The following is a 16,276-nucleotide window of genomic DNA, read 5'->3' as shown; positions in this document are numbered from 1 at the left end:
TTTAGGTAACTAGTTTTGATGAAACGACTCCAATTTTGGGGTCGTTTTTATGTATAAATCATTTTTTTGTAGCTCACCTTAAGTATGAGGTGAATAAATTGGAAAAAAATAATGTATATGTGTCCGTCGCAAATTTAACATGTAATCTGCAGCCCGGATCGTCCTATGAATTTGTATTAAAAATGGATCCTCTTAAAGCACGAGTATTTACAAAGCTATTCAGTCAAATGCAAGAACTTGAAGCATCGAATGCCTTTCGGGCGCATATGCCCTTCATTCCTTATCATTTAGATAGATTGAATCATGATATAGACCATCGTCTGAAAAAAGTCTATGCACTCATACATGAATTTGGAGATGAAGAAGCGAAAAAGTTTGTAGAGCAATTGCCGTATTTTAATCATTAAGTATTTTCAATTATTGAATGAAAGACTTCTGTTCGCTAAACTAGTAATAGGAGTTGAGCGGAAATGTTTAGATTTATTGATGAGAATGGATTACCGGTAGATTTAAGATTTGATGAAGGACCTTTTGAAGTAGCGCCCAAGCACGTCCTGGCTCTTGTACAATACGAAGGGAAATGGTTGTGCACAATTCATCACCGGCGTGGTGTTGAGTTTCCTGGAGGAAAGCAGGAGCACGATGAAACACTAGTGCAAGCAGCTATCCGAGAAGTATATGAGGAAGCCAATGTAATAATCGAGGATGTTGAATGGTTCGCTTACTATATTGTTCACGATAATATTCCGTTTTGCAAGGCGGTTTTTACAGCGAAAGTAAAGGAAATCGAGCCCTTTGTAGGAGACTATGAAACAGAAGGTATTTTGTGGTTAACGGAAGAGGAGCTTTGCCAACAGCCAAATTTAAGCTTCTATATGCGAGATGAAGGTATGAAAAAGATGCTGCAGGAAGTGAAAAATTATGAACGCCAATGGTGAAATTTTATCAATGCATCAATATCCTTCCCCAAATCCGCATGTCCGTTTGGATGAAGTAACATATTGGTCACAAGGGTTGCGTGTGAAGGGATTGCTCGCACGTCCTAAAGCACATGGACAGTATGAAGCCCTTTTATATTTACGTGGAGGTTTACAATCAATTGGGATGGTTAGGCCTGCTCGTATCGCCCAGTTTGCGATGCACGGATTCGTCGTATTTGCCCCCTATTACCGTGGAAATCGTGGAGGGGAAGGAAAAGACGAATTTGCGGGTGATGACCGCCATGATGCAGTTTTCGGTCTTGATGTATTGAAACAATTTATTCGTGTTGAAAAGGTGAATTTGTTTGGTTTTTCTCGCGGAGGCTTAATGGCTCTATGGACAGCAATATTACGTAATGATGTAAAATCTGTCGTAACATGGGCTGGCGTCTCTGATGCAACAGCAACATATTGGGATCGTATCGATATGCGTCGTGGATTAAAAAGAATAGTGGGGGGGACTCCAAATAAAGTACCAGAAAACTATGAAAGCCGTACGCCATTATACAAAATTGAAAACGTTCAATCACCACTATTGATTATACATGGAGCTGAAGATCAACATGTCAAAATTGAACATGCCTATCAATTGGAGCGATATATGAAAGGCGAAGGGAAACAAGTTGAGACATGGTATTCATCTAGGCTGAAACATCATTACCCACCGAAGCTGAATAGAGAAACAGTGAAAAAAATCTGTGAATGGATGAAACAACAGTAATTCAAAAAAGGGATGCAGTGTGAAAATACACTACATCCCTTTTACTATGATATATTTTTAAGTTTGACGTCGTAGTATTAGTGCAGACTACATCGTCAAACAATATGTCGAGCTAATCATTAGTAATTTATACTAATGGACCGCCTTTTTTCACGATAGCTTCATCAACATCGGCAAATTTCGTGAAGTTGTTTTTAAATAGCTCTGCAAGTTCAGTAGCCTTTTTGTCGTATGCAGCAGTATCAGCCCATGCAGCACGAGGATTTAATACGCTAGAAGGTACTCCTTCAATAGCTACTGGAATATTTAAACCGAATACTCCATCTTGTGTTGTTTCAATATTGTCTAATTCACCGTTAATGGCAGCGCGTACCATTGTACGAGTATAGGCAAGTTTCATACGGTTACCAACACCGTATTCTCCTCCTGTCCAACCTGTGTTTACTAAGAACACTTGTGAACCATGCTCGTCAATTTTCTTACCTAACTGATCTGCATAGACTGTTGCAGGAAGTGGAAGGAATGGTGAACCGAAGCATGTAGAGAATACTGGTTCTGGCTCAGTAACACCACGTTCTGTACCTGCTAATTTTGAAGTGAAGCCACTTAAGAAGTGGTACATCGCTTGCTCTTTCGTTAATTTTGAAATAGGAGGCAATACGCCAAACGCATCAGCTGTTAAGAAGACAATTGTGTTTGGATGACCTGCTACTGATGGTAATACGATGTTATCAATGTAATCGATTGGGTATGCAACACGAGTATTTTCTGTTAAAGAACCATCATCATAATCACAAATACGTGATTCTGAATCAACCGCTACATTTTCCAATACAGAACCGAAGCGAATTGCATTGTAAATTTCTGGTTCATTTTCAGCGGAGAGGTTAATTGTTTTTGCGTAACATCCACCCTCAATGTTGAAAACACCATTATCAGACCAACCGTGTTCATCATCCCCAATTAATTTGCGGTCGCAATCAGCCGATAAAGTTGTTTTACCAGTACCTGATAGACCGAAGAATAATGAAACGTCGCCTTTTTCGCCAACGTTAGCAGAGCAGTGCATTGGGAAAATACCTTGTTCTGGTAATAAGTAGTTCATAATCCCGAAAATTGATTTTTTCATTTCGCCAGCGTATTCAGTACCACCGATTAAGATGATTTTCTTTTCAAGAGATGTTATAATAAATGTTTCCGAACCAGTTCCATCTACTTCTGGATCTGCTTTAAAGTTTGGAGCAGAAACAATTGTAAAGTCAGAGACATGTGCAGCTAATTCTTCTGCTGTAGGACGGATGAATAATTGATGACAAAATAGGTTATGCCAAGCATATTCGTTAATTACTTTAATCGATAATTGAGAGTCTTTGTCAGCACCCGCAAAACCGTTGAATACAAATAATTCATCGCGTTCTTTTAGGTAGTTTACAACTTTGACATAAAGCTTATCAAATACTTCTGAAGAGATAGGACGGTTAACTTTACCCCAATCTATTTTATCTTTAGAGTTCTCTTCTTCAACGATATATTTATCTTTAGGTGAGCGACCAGTATATTTACCTGTTTCAGCACGTAAAGCGCCTTCAACAGTTAACATTGCTTCTCCACGTGATGTAGCTTTTTCAACTAATTGTGGAACAGATAATTGAGTTTTGATGTTTTCCCCGTTTAAAAGTTCTTTCAGCTCGTTAGCAATTTCTACCGAATTCATCTATTAAATACCATCCTTTTTTATAGTATTCCCTTATAGTAGGGGAGTTGTTTATTAATTCAAAAATAGTATAACACATTGAAGGATATAATCTATACTAATTATGAATTATTTTTTGTGGAATTTTTAACTGTTTAAAATCGGACAAAATTTATTGACAGCCTTTATTTTTTTAGGTAGGATGTGTAATTGAACGGATACTCTTATCCCGAGCTGGTGGAGGGGCAGGTCCCTATGAAACCCGGCAACCTGTGCATATTATATGCGTGTTGGTGCCAACCTGATGCAAGGGCAAAATTACCCTTGAACGATAAGAGTGAAAGGTAACGAAGCATATATATCCTTTCCTCACGCGTGATGAACGCGGCTAATGAGTGAAAGGATTTTTTTGTTTAATATGAATTGTATATAAATAAGAAATGACCTTTCAAAACCTCGTGTCAAAGCAATTAAGCTTGACGTTTATCGTGTCTCGCCTTGCAGTAAAATATACTGCTCTAGAGACTTGATTGGTAAAACCATTTTCTACTCTGAAAAGTAGGATTTACTTTATCGAAAATATAAGCGGGCATGGGTAATGAGTACCGTATCGTTTTCGTTTTAAAATATAAAACAATTGCCAAAGTGAATTAGGAGGAAATGACATGAAAAATCGTCGACTGTTTACATCAGAAAGTGTAACGGAAGGACATCCAGATAAAATTTGCGATCAAATTTCGGATGCCATTTTAGACGCCATTTTAGCAGCAGATCCAAATGCACGTGTAGCTTGTGAAACTACGGTAACAACAGGCTTAGTATTAGTATCTGGTGAAATTACAACTACTACTTATGTAGATATGAAAGGGATTATCCGTGATACTGTAGCAGAGATTGGCTATACACGCGGGAAATATGGTTTTGATGCAGAGAACTTAGCTGTACTAGTTGCAGTTGGTGAACAATCACCGGATATTGCACAAGGTGTAGACCAAGCGTTAGAAGCACGTGAAGGTTCAATGACGGATGATGAGTTAGAATCAATCGGTGCTGGAGACCAAGGTTTAATGTTTGGTTACGCTTGCAATGAAACGCCTGAACTTATGCCTATGCCTATTTCTTTAGCACATAAATTGGCGCGTCGTTTAACGGAAGTACGTAAAACAGGAGAATTAACGTATTTACGTCCAGATGGTAAAACACAAGTTACTATCGAATATGATGAAAATAATATACCGGTCCGTGTTGATACAATCGTTATTTCCACACAGCATGATGAAGAAGCAACATTAGAACAAATCCAAAAAGATATTAAAGAACATGTAATTAAACCAGTTGTTCCTACTGAATTATTAGATGAAGCAACTAAATATTTCATTAATCCAACAGGTCGTTTCGTAATCGGTGGTCCAAAAGGTGATGCTGGTCTTACAGGTCGTAAAATCATCGTAGATACGTATGGTGGTTACGCACGTCACGGCGGTGGTGCATTCTCTGGTAAAGATGCAACGAAAGTAGACCGCTCTGCAGCATATGCAGCGCGTTATGTTGCAAAAAATATCGTTGCGGCAGGATTAGCGGATCGTGCAGAAGTTCAACTGGCTTATGCAATCGGTGTTGCGCAGCCAGTATCAATTGCAGTAGATACATTCGGCACTGGTAAAGTAGAATCTGCCAAAATCGTAGAATGGGTACGTGAGCTATTTGATTTACGCCCGGCAGGAATTATTAAAATGCTGGATTTACGTCGACCAATCTATAAACAAACAGCAGCATACGGACATTTCGGACGTACAGACATTGATGTACCATGGGAAAATACAGATAAAGCGGCTGAACTTAAAGAAAAAGCCGGACTTTAAAGAGGAAAGGAGCGTTCAGTCAAATGGACGGCTCCTTTTCTATTATTATGGAAAATAATATACTTCCTTCATTTATATGGTAGGTGAGTTGAAAGATAGCGAAATGTCATTTCTGTAGTGATTTATAGTATTGTCCCTTCGCTACGTATTCATTAATTATGCGATCCATATCTGCCCGGTCCTCTGCATTTACTTCACGTACAACTTTTGCTGGGCGCCCCATAGCAAGAGAATTGGGAGGAATCACTTTTCCAGGTGGTACGAGACTGCCTGCACCAATAAATGCTCCTTCACCTATTTCTGCACCATCCAAAATGATGGAACCCATACCGATTAAAGCGCGTTCTCTTATTGTACAGCTATGTAATGTTACTTGATGACCTACTGTTACTTCATCTTCAATAATGAGCGGATAGGCAGGGCTTTGGTGAAGACAACTTAAATCCTGAATACTAACTCGATCTCCAATAATTGTTTTATTCACATCACCACGTATCACTGTATTAAACCATATGGAAGTATTTTCCCCTATTGTCACATCGCCAGTAATTGTTGCATAATCAGCAATAAAGGCAGTTGGGTGAATATTTGGTGATTTATCTTTATAAGGGTATATCATGTTCAATTCCTCTTTTCTTTTATAGAATGTATTATAGCTATTGTAATCGTATCAAATCACTATTAATTTTCAATTATCATCTTTTAACTTTATATAATAAATTATAGCAGACTGTTTTATGTAAGGAGGATTGACCATGTGGAAATGGGAAACAGAGCATCAACCAAAAGCCGTAGTCGTTATTCTACATAGTGCATATGAACAGCATCGGTGGTACGCATGGTTAATCGAAAAATTTCGGAGTGCTCGCTTCCATGTAGTAATGGGGGATTTGCCTGGGCATGGTGAGCAAGGAAAGTATGCAAGATATCATGACGAAAATTTTGAAGAATACTATAATTATACAAAAGTGTTATTAAAGGTTGCTCTAGAATATAATTTGCCTCTTTTTATTGTAGGTAATGGATTAGGCGCATCTATTGCAGCGTACGTGCTGCAGAAAAATAAAATAGAATGCGCAGGTGTTGTCCTTACATCACCGTGGCTTCATTTTAAATTAGCGCCTGGGAAACTATCCAATGCATTATCAAGCTTTAGTGCTATAACATCGAATGTGAAATTAAAACATGAATTGAGCATACAATATTTCACCCGTAATACAGATGTATTGATGGAGTTAAAGGAGCAGTTACCATTAAATAGTATGGTGACTGTTAAATGGTATCGGGAATGGCAGCAAATGACACGAATAATCCGTGATCCTGAAAATAAATTCCCTGATATTCCACTGTTACTAATGACTGGGGAAAATGATAAAATAACGGACATTAGTACTTCTAAAAAATGGATGATGGAACAAAAACTTTCAGAATTTCACTATAAACAATGGAATGGATGCCTGCATAGCTTGTTTTTTGAAGTGGAACGTGAAGAAGTTTTCCGGTACACAATTGATTTTATTAATAATGTCTTAAGAGACCTTGGATATATTGTAGAATAATAAAAAATCTAACAAAAGTCGAATTTTGTTAGGTTTTTTTTTAATTTTAGCAAAAAAATATATCGAAATTTTAGAATATTTGTAATATACTAAATTTCTAATTAATACAATAGTTCAACAAGGGGGTAAAATATGGATTTTATTAATGATTTTGTAGGATGGGCCAATAATATATTATGGGGTCCTGTAATGATTTACGGTATTTTAGTCGTAGGTTTGTTCTTTTCAATCCTGACAAAATTTGCTCAAGTCCGGTTAATTGGGGACATGTTCAAGTTAATGTTTAAAGGAGAAAAATCAGAGGCAGGTGTATCTTCGTTCCAGGCATTATCCATTGCTTTGTCTGGTCGTGTCGGTACAGGTAATATCGTTGGTACAGCTACAGCCATCGCGTTCGGTGGTCCTGGTGCGGTATTCTGGATGTGGGTTACTGCATTTATTGGAGCATCAACAGCCTATATGGAATCGACTTTAGCGCAAATCTACAAAGAAAAGAAAGATGGTCAATATCGTGGTGGACCTGCATTCTATATTGAAAAGACAACAGGTATTCGTGCCTTAGGTATTATTTTTGCCATTGCGATGATTGCATCTGTTGCATTTTTAATGCCGGGTGTTCAGGCAAATGCGATTGCCGGCGCGGTAGATAATGCATTTGGAATTGAACCTTGGATCACTGGTTTAGTTACAATTCTTTTGTTGGCGGTTATTATTTTCGGCGGTGTTAAGCGTATTGCAAATGCTGCGCAAATTTTAGTTCCATTTATGGCATTAGCTTATTTATTGGTAGCGGGTATTATTATTATTATGAATATTACAGCTGTGCCTGATGTATTTGCTTTAATTTTCCGTAGTGCCTTTGCGACAGATGCTGTATTCGGCGGGATGATCGGGAGTGCAATTTTCTGGGGTGTAAAACGAGCGATTTACTCAAACGAAGCTGGTCAAGGTACAGGGGCACATCCTGCTGCCGCAGCAGAAGTATCACATCCAGTAAAACAAGGTCTTGTTCAAGCAGCATCAGTTTATATTGATACACTATTAGTATGTTCTGCAACAGCATTAATGATTTTATTCATGGGTACATACAACGTACATGACGGTAGCCAAGACGGTCCATTAATCGAAGCAAAAATGGATGAGACAATTACTTATTCAGGCTTTACTCAAGCAGCAGTAAATGACGCGTTCCCATCTTTAAATAACTTCGGATCTGGATTTGTAGCGATTTCATTGTTCTTCTTTGCTTTCACTACATTAATGGCATACTATTACATTGCGGAAACAAATGTTTCGTATATGCTAAATGGGAATGCCAGAAGGATAGGAATTTTCTTAATGAAATTCGTATTATTGGCTTCAGCATTTTACGGCACTGTTAAAACATCGGATTTAGCTTGGGCATTCGGTGACGTAGGGCTAGGGTTAACGGTTTGGATTAACGTCATCATGCTATTATTCATCATGAAACCGGCTCTTATAGCTTTAAAAGACTATGAGCAGCAGAAAAAAGAAGGTAAAGACCCAGTATTTGATCCAATAAAACTCGGAATTAAAAACGCGGATTTCTGGGAGACATATAAGAAGCAAGATAAATAGAATAAAAGGAGCAGCCTATAATAGGTTGCTCCTTTTAATATGCGAAGAACTTTTTGAATGGACCAGTTATTTGGAATCTCTTTTTTGCGAGTAAAAATATAATTGTAATGCATCAAATTGTTCTTTTGAAAAATCTTTTTGTCCTCGAATATATTTTTCATATAAATTATAATAACAAATAGTTAAATACTCGTCGTTATGATGATCTTTAAAGGGTGTGTAATTCGGGGGAATTGTTATATCTGTAAAATAGCGCTCCATTTTATCAATCGTACGAATTGTAATATTACGGACCAGCATTTCTTTAAGTACAATTTGTGTGTAAATATATAGATCTTCTTTTGGATAGTCATATACATAATTAATAAGTATATGGCGGTCTTCCTTAGCAAATATACTATTCAATTCCCGCCATTGGGCAAGCAACTGGCTTTTTGGGATAAATGGGATGAGCTCGGTGTGCCATAAACGCATATAATTCACCTCTTTACTAGATAAAAAAGAGCTAAGAAAACTTAGCCCTCTTTCGGAAATTCTTTTACTTTTTCTAATGCAATAATAAATGGTGGGTCATTTTTTTGATTCATAAATTCATAGCGTAAAACATGAACATGCTTTTGGGATAAATTACTGACAAATTCAATTACTTCATTACGCTCATCTTTGCCGCCCTCATGTCCATAATATACAACTAATACAATAACTCCGCCAACTTTCAATAATGTTAAAAGGCTTTCGATTGCTTGGATTGTAGTATCAGGTCGAGTAATAATCTCATGATTGCTGCCAGGCAAGTAGCCTAGATTAAAGATAGCTGCAGCAACAGGTTTATTTATATATTTGGCTACATTTTCATGCCCGTCCTTTAATACAATTGCCCGGTGCTCAAGTGCATTGTCTAGTAGACGGTGTAGTGTGGCATCAACCGCTTCCTTTTGCACATCAAACGCATACACATAGCCATTATCACCTACAAGATTTGCTAAAAAAAGTGTATCATGTCCATTGCCTGCTGTAGCGTCGACCGCAATTTCACCTTCTGAAACTGATTTTTTCAATAAAGTTTGAGCATATTGAATAACACGTTCTAATATCATTTTGCAATTTCCGCCTTATAGTACTTTCCTTGATAAGAGCCACGTCTTTCCAACTCTGCATCTATGCCATTAAGTACTTCCCATTTGTTTACAGACCACATCGGACCAATCATTAAATCAATTGGACCATCACCAGTTATGCGGTGGACAATCATTTCAGGTGGAAGAATTTCAAGCTGATCTGCTACAAGCTGAACATATGCATCTTTTTCCATAAACTCCAGCATGCCTTTTTCGTATTGCTTCACGAGCGGCGTTCCTTTTAAAAGATGTAGAAGATGAATTTTAATGCCCTGTACATCAAGTTTTGCCACTTCACGAGCTGTTTCCATCATCATATCGTAATCCTCTAAAGGTAATCCGTTAATAATATGTGTAACGACACGAATGCCATGCTTGCGTAATTTATTTACGCCTTCCACATAAGTCGCATAATCATGTGCGCGGTTAATTAAGTTGGCAGTTTTTTCATGGACTGTCTGTAATCCCAATTCTACCCATAAATAAGTGCGCTCATTTAATTCAGCTAAATATTCTACGACATCATCAGGTAGGCAATCGGGACGTGTTGCGATAGAAAGCCCCATTACTCCTTCACAAGCGAGTGCTGCTTCGAATTTCTCTTTTAATACTTCAAGAGGTGCATGAGTATTTGTGTACGCTTGGAAGTAGGCCATCGTTAAGCCATCTTTCCATTTGTTCTCCATTTTCGCTTTGATTTTTTCGAACTGTACGGGGATTGGATCCACTTTACTACCAGCAAAGTCACCAGAACCTGCTGCAGAACAAAACGTACAACCGCCAAAAGCGACCGTACCATCACGGTTTGGGCAATCAAAGCCAGCATCTAATGCGACTTTATATACTTTCTTTCCAAATTCATTTCGCAAATAGCGATTCCATGTATAATAACGTTTCCCGTCGGACGGGAAAGGAAAGTTTGTTTCAGTCATTCGTTGTTCACTCCTCTAACGTATTATTCTATCATGTACAGATCATCGTGTCCTACTAGAAAATTTTTTTCTTGTACAAATTTAAATGAAAGAATAAACTAGGAATTTGAGCAAAAGTTGAAGGAGGAAATTCAGTGCCTAAACAAGTCTGGTTTTTAATTATTGGCACATTCGTAAATACGGTCGGAAATTCATTTTTATGGCCTTTAAATAGCATATATATTCATGATCATTTAGGGAAATCATTGACTACAGCGGGCATTGTCCTGATGCTCAATTCATTGGCAGGTGTTTTTGGTAATCTAGTAGGTGGATATTTATTCGATAGATTAGGTGGCTATAAAGCAATTTTGATAGGGGTAGTACTTAATTTATTTTCGATCTCGCTTCTTACTATATGGCATGATTGGCCACAGTATATTATTTTTTTGGCTATGTTGGGCTTTAGTGGAGGAATTGTGTATCCGGCGATTTACGCCATTGCAGGAAGTGCTTGGCCTGAAGGGGGACGCAGGGCTTTTAATGCGATTTTCTTGGCAAATAATGTTGGGGTTGCCATTGGGCCAGCATTAGCAGGACTAGTCGCAGATATAAAGTTTGATTATGTGTTTAGTGCGAATCTATTTTTCTATGCGTTATTTTTCGTGCTTGTCATAACTACGTATAAGCGTTTTGATGATAATAGAATCATAACTAAGTCATTATCGAGTGATGAGGGCAAACAAAGAAATAACGCACCTATTATTGCTATTGGAGTTTTAAGTATATCTCTAGTAGTATGTTGGTTAAGCTACTCACAGTGGAGTGCAACGATTTCTTCTTATACGCAAGGATTGGGGATGAGCTTGTCCCAATATAGCTTATTATGGACAATCAACGGCTTTATGATAGTTGCAATCCAACCCATTATTAAACCACTTGTCACACGATGGGAAAATAAAATAAAACATCAATTAACACTAGGTTTAATACTTATGTCGATCTCATTTGGTGTCGTTTATTTTGCACAGGATTTTAAAATGTTTGCAGCCGCTATGGTTATTTTAACGTTCGGAGAAGTATTCTTTACACCGATTATTCCGATGATTGCCAACAAGTTGGCACCACAAGGGCAAGAAGGATTTTATCAAGGGCTAGTAAACAGTGCAACGACAATTGGGCGAATGATTGGGCCTGTATTTGGTGGTTTAATGGTCGACTTATATGGTATGCAAATGTTAATGATGATTTTATCGATTCTTATAGTTTTAGCCATTATTCCGTGTCTGCTATATGATCGTGTATTAAGAAAAGTACAATCATAAAACAGCCACTTGTACTTTTGTTTGGAATTAGTTAAAATGAATGAAATAATATTTTGACTGTGATGAGGAATAGTAGATGGTCTCACTTTATAGAGAGCTAGCGGGTGGTGGAAGCTGGTAAGTGTAAAATTGAACTCGCCTCGGAGTTTGCTTTAGTGAAATTTTAGTAGCTAAGGCCGTGTATTCGCGTTAAGAAATGAAGCTGAGTGCTGTGTCACTAATTTGGGTGGTACCGCGGGAGTAAAAATTACCTCTCGTCCCTTCTTATCATAAGATGGGACGGGATTTTTTTATTTTTTAAATATTCTGTTAAATCATGGATAAGACGCCTAAAATACATAAACCACAGCAAGAATGATTTTAAAGGAGGAATTATTGTGAGTTTTAATCATCAACAGATTGAAAAAAAATGGCAAGCGTTTTGGGATGTAAATAAAACATTCAAAACGGAAAATGAAATGGATAAACCAAAATTCTATGCATTGGATATGTTCCCGTATCCTTCAGGTGCCGGACTACATGTTGGACACCCGGAAGGCTATACAGCGACAGATATTTTATCTCGCTTTAAACGTATGCAAGGCTATAATGTTCTTCATCCAATGGGTTGGGACGCATTTGGTTTACCGGCAGAGCAATATGCATTAGACACGGGGAATGACCCTGCTGAATTTACGGCAAAAAACATTGCAACATTTAAACGTCAAATTAATGAGCTGGGCTTCTCTTATGACTGGGATCGTGAAATTAATACAACAGACCCGTCTTACTACAAATGGACACAATGGATTTTCACAAAATTAGTGGAAATGGATTTAGCATATGTTGATGAAGTTGCCGTGAACTGGTGTGAAGCATTAGGTACAGTTCTTGCAAATGAGGAAGTAATCGATGGGCTTTCTGAACGTGGTGGTCACCCAGTAGTACGTCGTCCGATGCGACAATGGGTGCTACGTATTACGAAATACGCAGACCGTTTAGTCGATGATTTAGTTGATGTTGATTGGCCTGAATCGATTAAAGAAATGCAGCGCAACTGGATCGGCCGTTCAGAAGGGGCTCAAGTAAAATTCACAGTCGCTGATACAGACAAAGGATTCGAAGTATTTACTACACGCCCTGATACTTTATTCGGTGCTACTTATTGTGTATTGGCACCAGAGCATAAACTAGTAGCTGAAATTACTACTCCAGAGCAACGTGCAGCGGTAGAAGCGTACTTAGAAAAAGTATCATTAAAATCGGACCTTGAGCGTACAGATTTAGCAAAAGAAAAAACAGGTGTATTCACTGGTGCATATGCAGTAAATCCAATCAACGGCAAAGAAGTGCCAATCTGGATTGCAGATTATGTATTATCAACATACGGTACAGGTGCAATTATGGCTGTTCCAGCACATGATGAACGTGACTACGAATTCGCAAAAGAGTTTAATTTAGAAATCGTCCAAGTGCTTGAAGGTGGAGATATCGAAAATGAGGCATTCGTCGGGGATGGTGCACATATTAACTCTGAATTCCTAGATGGCTTAAATAAAGAAGATGGCATTAAGGCAGCGATTGATTGGTTAGTGGAAAATGGAGTAGGGGAAAAGAAAATTACTTACCGTCTACGTGACTGGTTATTTAGCCGCCAACGTTATTGGGGAGAGCCAATCCCAGTAATTCATTGGGAAGATGGCACAATGACAACAATTCCTGTAGAAGAGTTGCCATTAGAATTACCGAAAACGACAAATATCCGTCCTTCAGGTACAGGTGAATCACCACTCGCAAATATTGAAGAATGGGTAAATGTAGTTGACCCTGTAACAGGTAAAAAAGGTCGTCGTGAAACGAATACAATGCCTCAATGGGCCGGTTCTTCATGGTACTTCCTACGCTATATTGATCCGAAAAACGATCAGGCACTTGCAGACCCTGAATTACTAAAGCGCTGGTTACCGGTTGATATTTATATCGGTGGTGCAGAGCATGCTGTACTTCACTTACTGTACGCGCGCTTCTGGCATAAAGTCCTTTACGATTTAGGTGTTGTGCATACGAAGGAGCCATTCCAAAAATTATTCAACCAAGGGATGATTTTAGGCGAAGGCAACGAAAAGATGTCGAAATCAAAAGGGAATGTTGTAAACCCGGACGATATTATCGAGTCACATGGTGCAGATACATTACGTTTATACGAAATGTTCATGGGTCCATTAGAAGCATCTGTAGCATGGAGCACAAACGGTCTTGACGGAGCACGTCGTTTCTTAGATCGTATTTGGCGTCTATTCGTAACAGAAGAAGGAAAACTTGCAGCGAAAATTCAGGATTCTAATGACACGACTTTGGAAAAGGTGTATCACCAAACTGTGAAAAAAGTAACGGATGATTATGAAGGAATTCGCTTCAACACTGCTATTTCACAAATGATGGTATTCATTAATGATTGCTACAAAGCGGAAGTGATTCCTGTTGAATATGCAAAAGGGTTCGTCAAACTATTATCACCAATCGCACCACATATCGCGGAAGAGCTTTGGACAATTTTAGGACATGAAGACACAATTACGTATGCTACATGGCCAACATATGACGAAGCTAAACTAGTAGATGACGAAATCGAAGTTGTTGTTCAAGTATTAGGTAAAGTACGTGCGAAAGTAACGGTTGCAAAAGATATTTCAAAAGAAGACTTGGAAAAAGTGGCATTAGCCGATAGCAAAGTACAAGAATTCATCGAAGGTAAAACAGTTGTTAAAGTAATTGTTATTCCAGGTAAATTAGTAAATATCGTTATTAAGTAATTATTAAAATGAAAAAGTCTGCTCGCATTTTTGAGCAGACTTTTTTTATTTGATTATGATTAATAATGAACAGCAATTCTTTCCCAAAAGATAATGAAAACCAAAGCTGAAATATGAAAAGAAGTATTCGTTTCCCTATACACTACTCGTAATGAAGTGGAGAACTGTGGATTTAAAGGGCATTCCGCAATCCTTTTCCCAAATTGAAATGAAGTTGGGAACTGCGCCTCTTATGACTTTAAATATTGGCAATGTTACATTTAGTGAGGAGGCAACGAGATATTCAGAAGATGTGCCTGCTGAAGAACTGAAAAAGGCAGCTCTATTGTTGCATGAAGGGCTAAAATAACTATGTTGCCAAAACATTTTCTATGTAATACTAGAATAGTAAATGACAACATTTAACGATTTATGAAGAAAGAAGTGTAGTAACAATGGCACAAGCATCACATTCAGTACAAATCCCAATGCACCAAGAAACAGTATGGGCTTTCGTAAGTAAAATTGAGAAATGGGCAGTGTTGGTACCTGCTTATAAAGAGCATAAGGAAGTGGATGCACAAACTTCTCACTGGACATTCGAAGGGAATTTTAAAGGGTTAACGAAAAAAGTAGAGCTGGAAATAAAAATTATAGAAATGAACGAGCCATCTCAAATCAAATTTGAAATTAAAGGTCTTTCAGATAATTTTAAAGGCGGCGGTGAATTTACAGCGGAGCCTAGAGATGGTGGTACATACATGACGTGTAAGGTGGAAGTTACAGCAGGCGGACTTTCTGGTGCGGTATTAAACCCGGCTATTAAAGTATTATTACCGAAAGTGACAACTCGTCTAACTGAAAAAATCGCTCGTTACATACAAGCTTAAAAAATCGACTCACTTGGAAAATTAGTTCAGGTGAGTTTTTTAATTGAGTATAATTGGGTATATCTTTTATGGATATCCCTTTATAAAAGCTTTTACCATGATAAATATCATATGGAACTAATGACAACTACTTCTATTACAAGTACTTGTTGATTTTTATACTGGAAAGAGAAGAAAGAGGTGGCTTTATGACACAAATCATGTTTGAACAAAGTAAGTATAGTACGAAGGAAGAATTTTGGAATGGCCTAACACATGGAATTGCGGCAGTCTTGACAATCCCTGCTACATTGGTGCTTATTAATAAAGCGCAAAATCAGGGCTCGACTATCGAGCTAATTAGCTATGTTATTTTTGGGATATCAATGTTCTGCCTCTATTTTGCATCAACAATGTATCATTCATGGCCGTCACATAAAACATTTCTGAAAAAGCTTGATCACAGTTCGATTTTCTTACTAATTGCCGGGACATATACACCAATTGCATTAGTTGCTATAGGTGGTAAATTAGGTTGGACTATTTTTGCCATTCAATGGATTTTGGCGACAGTTGGTATAGTGCTAAAACAGTTTTTCGTTCACCGATTTAAAGTATTATCGCTGTTTGTTTATATCGGAATGGGTTGGATCATCATTTTTGTTGCGAAGCCCTTATTTGCACATATAGGCACAGCCGGTTTTCTTACTTTATTAATCGGTGGTTTATCCTACACGGTCGGTACGTATTTCTACAAAAATAACCGCATTCCATACAACCATGCAATTTGGCATTTATTTGTCATGGGGGGCAGTGTGGCAATGTTTTTGGCCATTTACTTATATGTATAAAATAAAGAGTCAATCCG

At 37.9% G+C, this 16,276-nt stretch carries 16 protein-coding genes, 1 riboswitch and 1 other annotated feature; of the genes, 11 read left to right on the top strand and 5 right to left on the bottom strand.

Annotated features, from left to right (window positions below):
• Positions 1 to 98 precede the first annotated feature (98 nt).
• The 3 genes from SNE38_RS17460 (at position 99) to SNE38_RS17450 (ending at position 1,701) form a co-directional block, all read left to right on the top strand.
• Positions 99 to 407, top strand: a complete 309-nt coding sequence (locus SNE38_RS17460) for a transposase (RefSeq protein WP_191705221.1) — start codon at positions 99 to 101, stop codon at positions 405 to 407.
• A 63-nt stretch (positions 408 to 470) separates the two neighbouring features.
• On the top strand, positions 471 to 938 hold the full coding sequence (locus SNE38_RS17455) for an NUDIX hydrolase (RefSeq protein WP_191705220.1): 468 nt from the start codon (positions 471 to 473) through the stop codon (positions 936 to 938).
• Entirely contained in the window at positions 922 to 1,701 is a 780-nt protein-coding gene (locus SNE38_RS17450; RefSeq protein ID WP_191705219.1) for an alpha/beta hydrolase family protein, read from the top strand. Before SNE38_RS17455 ends, SNE38_RS17450 begins: the two co-directional genes overlap by 17 nt.
• A gap of 127 nt (positions 1,702 to 1,828) precedes the next feature.
• Here the strand turns inward: SNE38_RS17450 and pckA are convergent, their stop codons facing one another.
• Positions 1,829 to 3,415: a phosphoenolpyruvate carboxykinase (ATP) gene (pckA, locus tag SNE38_RS17445; protein WP_191705218.1), complete on the bottom strand. Its 1,587-nt coding sequence runs from the start codon at positions 3,413 to 3,415 to the stop codon at positions 1,829 to 1,831.
• 200 nt (positions 3,416 to 3,615) lie between these two features.
• Positions 3,616 to 3,732, top strand: a riboswitch (SAM riboswitch).
• A 327-nt stretch (positions 3,733 to 4,059) separates the two neighbouring features.
• Here pckA and metK point away from each other — a divergent pair.
• Complete coding sequence (metK, locus tag SNE38_RS17440; protein WP_191705217.1) at positions 4,060 to 5,256, top strand: methionine adenosyltransferase; 1,197 nt, start codon at positions 4,060 to 4,062, stop codon at positions 5,254 to 5,256.
• 106 nt (positions 5,257 to 5,362) lie between these two features.
• Here the strand turns inward: metK and SNE38_RS17435 are convergent, their stop codons facing one another.
• Positions 5,363 to 5,875 carry a gamma carbonic anhydrase gene (locus SNE38_RS17435; protein WP_191705216.1) on the bottom strand — a complete coding sequence of 171 codons (513 nt, stop codon included), beginning with the start codon at positions 5,873 to 5,875 and terminating at the stop codon, positions 5,363 to 5,365.
• A gap of 136 nt (positions 5,876 to 6,011) precedes the next feature.
• Between SNE38_RS17435 and SNE38_RS17430 the strand changes: the two genes are divergently transcribed.
• Positions 6,012 to 6,815 (top strand): alpha/beta hydrolase, encoded by an 804-nt coding sequence (locus SNE38_RS17430; protein ID WP_191705215.1) that lies wholly within the window; start codon positions 6,012 to 6,014, stop codon positions 6,813 to 6,815.
• Positions 6,816 to 6,947: 132 nt separating this feature from the next.
• Positions 6,948 to 8,414, top strand: coding sequence for an alanine/glycine:cation symporter family protein (locus SNE38_RS17425; RefSeq protein ID WP_191705214.1), 1,467 nt, complete (start codon positions 6,948 to 6,950; stop codon positions 8,412 to 8,414).
• A gap of 66 nt (positions 8,415 to 8,480) precedes the next feature.
• Here the strand turns inward: SNE38_RS17425 and SNE38_RS17420 are convergent, their stop codons facing one another.
• From SNE38_RS17420 to SNE38_RS17410, 3 genes are read right to left on the bottom strand one after another with little or no spacing between them, the layout of a single operon-like run.
• Positions 8,481 to 8,888, bottom strand: a complete 408-nt coding sequence (locus SNE38_RS17420) for a pyrimidine dimer DNA glycosylase/endonuclease V (RefSeq protein WP_191705213.1) — start codon at positions 8,886 to 8,888, stop codon at positions 8,481 to 8,483.
• 41 nt (positions 8,889 to 8,929) lie between these two features.
• The gene (locus tag SNE38_RS17415; protein WP_191705212.1) at positions 8,930 to 9,511 is read right to left on the bottom strand and encodes a tRNA (mnm(5)s(2)U34)-methyltransferase; all 582 of its coding nucleotides are present in this window, start codon (positions 9,509 to 9,511) and stop codon (positions 8,930 to 8,932) included.
• Positions 9,508 to 10,464, bottom strand: coding sequence for a TIGR01212 family radical SAM protein (locus tag SNE38_RS17410; RefSeq protein ID WP_191705211.1), 957 nt, complete (start codon positions 10,462 to 10,464; stop codon positions 9,508 to 9,510). Before SNE38_RS17410 ends, SNE38_RS17415 begins: the two co-directional genes overlap by 4 nt.
• A gap of 134 nt (positions 10,465 to 10,598) precedes the next feature.
• On the opposite strand from SNE38_RS17410, the gene SNE38_RS17405 reads away from it, so the two are divergent.
• From SNE38_RS17405 to trhA, 5 genes are all read left to right on the top strand, one after another.
• Positions 10,599 to 11,768: an MDR family MFS transporter gene (locus SNE38_RS17405; RefSeq protein ID WP_191705210.1), complete on the top strand. Its 1,170-nt coding sequence runs from the start codon at positions 10,599 to 10,601 to the stop codon at positions 11,766 to 11,768.
• Positions 11,769 to 11,818: 50 nt separating this feature from the next.
• Positions 11,819 to 12,033: a binding site (T-box leader), on the top strand.
• Positions 12,034 to 12,145: 112 nt separating this feature from the next.
• The gene (leuS, locus tag SNE38_RS17400) at positions 12,146 to 14,560 is read left to right on the top strand and encodes a leucine--tRNA ligase (protein WP_191705209.1); all 2,415 of its coding nucleotides are present in this window, start codon (positions 12,146 to 12,148) and stop codon (positions 14,558 to 14,560) included.
• 151 nt (positions 14,561 to 14,711) lie between these two features.
• On the top strand, positions 14,712 to 14,909 hold the full coding sequence (locus tag SNE38_RS17395; RefSeq protein ID WP_336046992.1) for a hypothetical protein: 198 nt from the start codon (positions 14,712 to 14,714) through the stop codon (positions 14,907 to 14,909).
• Positions 14,910 to 14,994: 85 nt separating this feature from the next.
• Positions 14,995 to 15,429 carry a CoxG family protein gene (locus tag SNE38_RS17390; protein WP_191705207.1) on the top strand — a complete coding sequence of 145 codons (435 nt, stop codon included), beginning with the start codon at positions 14,995 to 14,997 and terminating at the stop codon, positions 15,427 to 15,429.
• A gap of 188 nt (positions 15,430 to 15,617) precedes the next feature.
• Positions 15,618 to 16,259: a PAQR family membrane homeostasis protein TrhA gene (gene trhA / locus SNE38_RS17385; RefSeq protein WP_336046990.1), complete on the top strand. Its 642-nt coding sequence runs from the start codon at positions 15,618 to 15,620 to the stop codon at positions 16,257 to 16,259.
• Positions 16,260 to 16,276: the final 17 nt, after the last annotated feature.

The organism is Solibacillus ferritrahens (assembly GCF_037027585.1).
In the GTDB taxonomy this organism is placed as follows: Bacteria; Bacillota; Bacilli; order Bacillales_A; family Planococcaceae; genus Solibacillus; species Solibacillus ferritrahens.
Note: the sequence above shows the minus strand (reverse complement) of the source record. Positions and strands in the feature narration are given on the sequence as shown.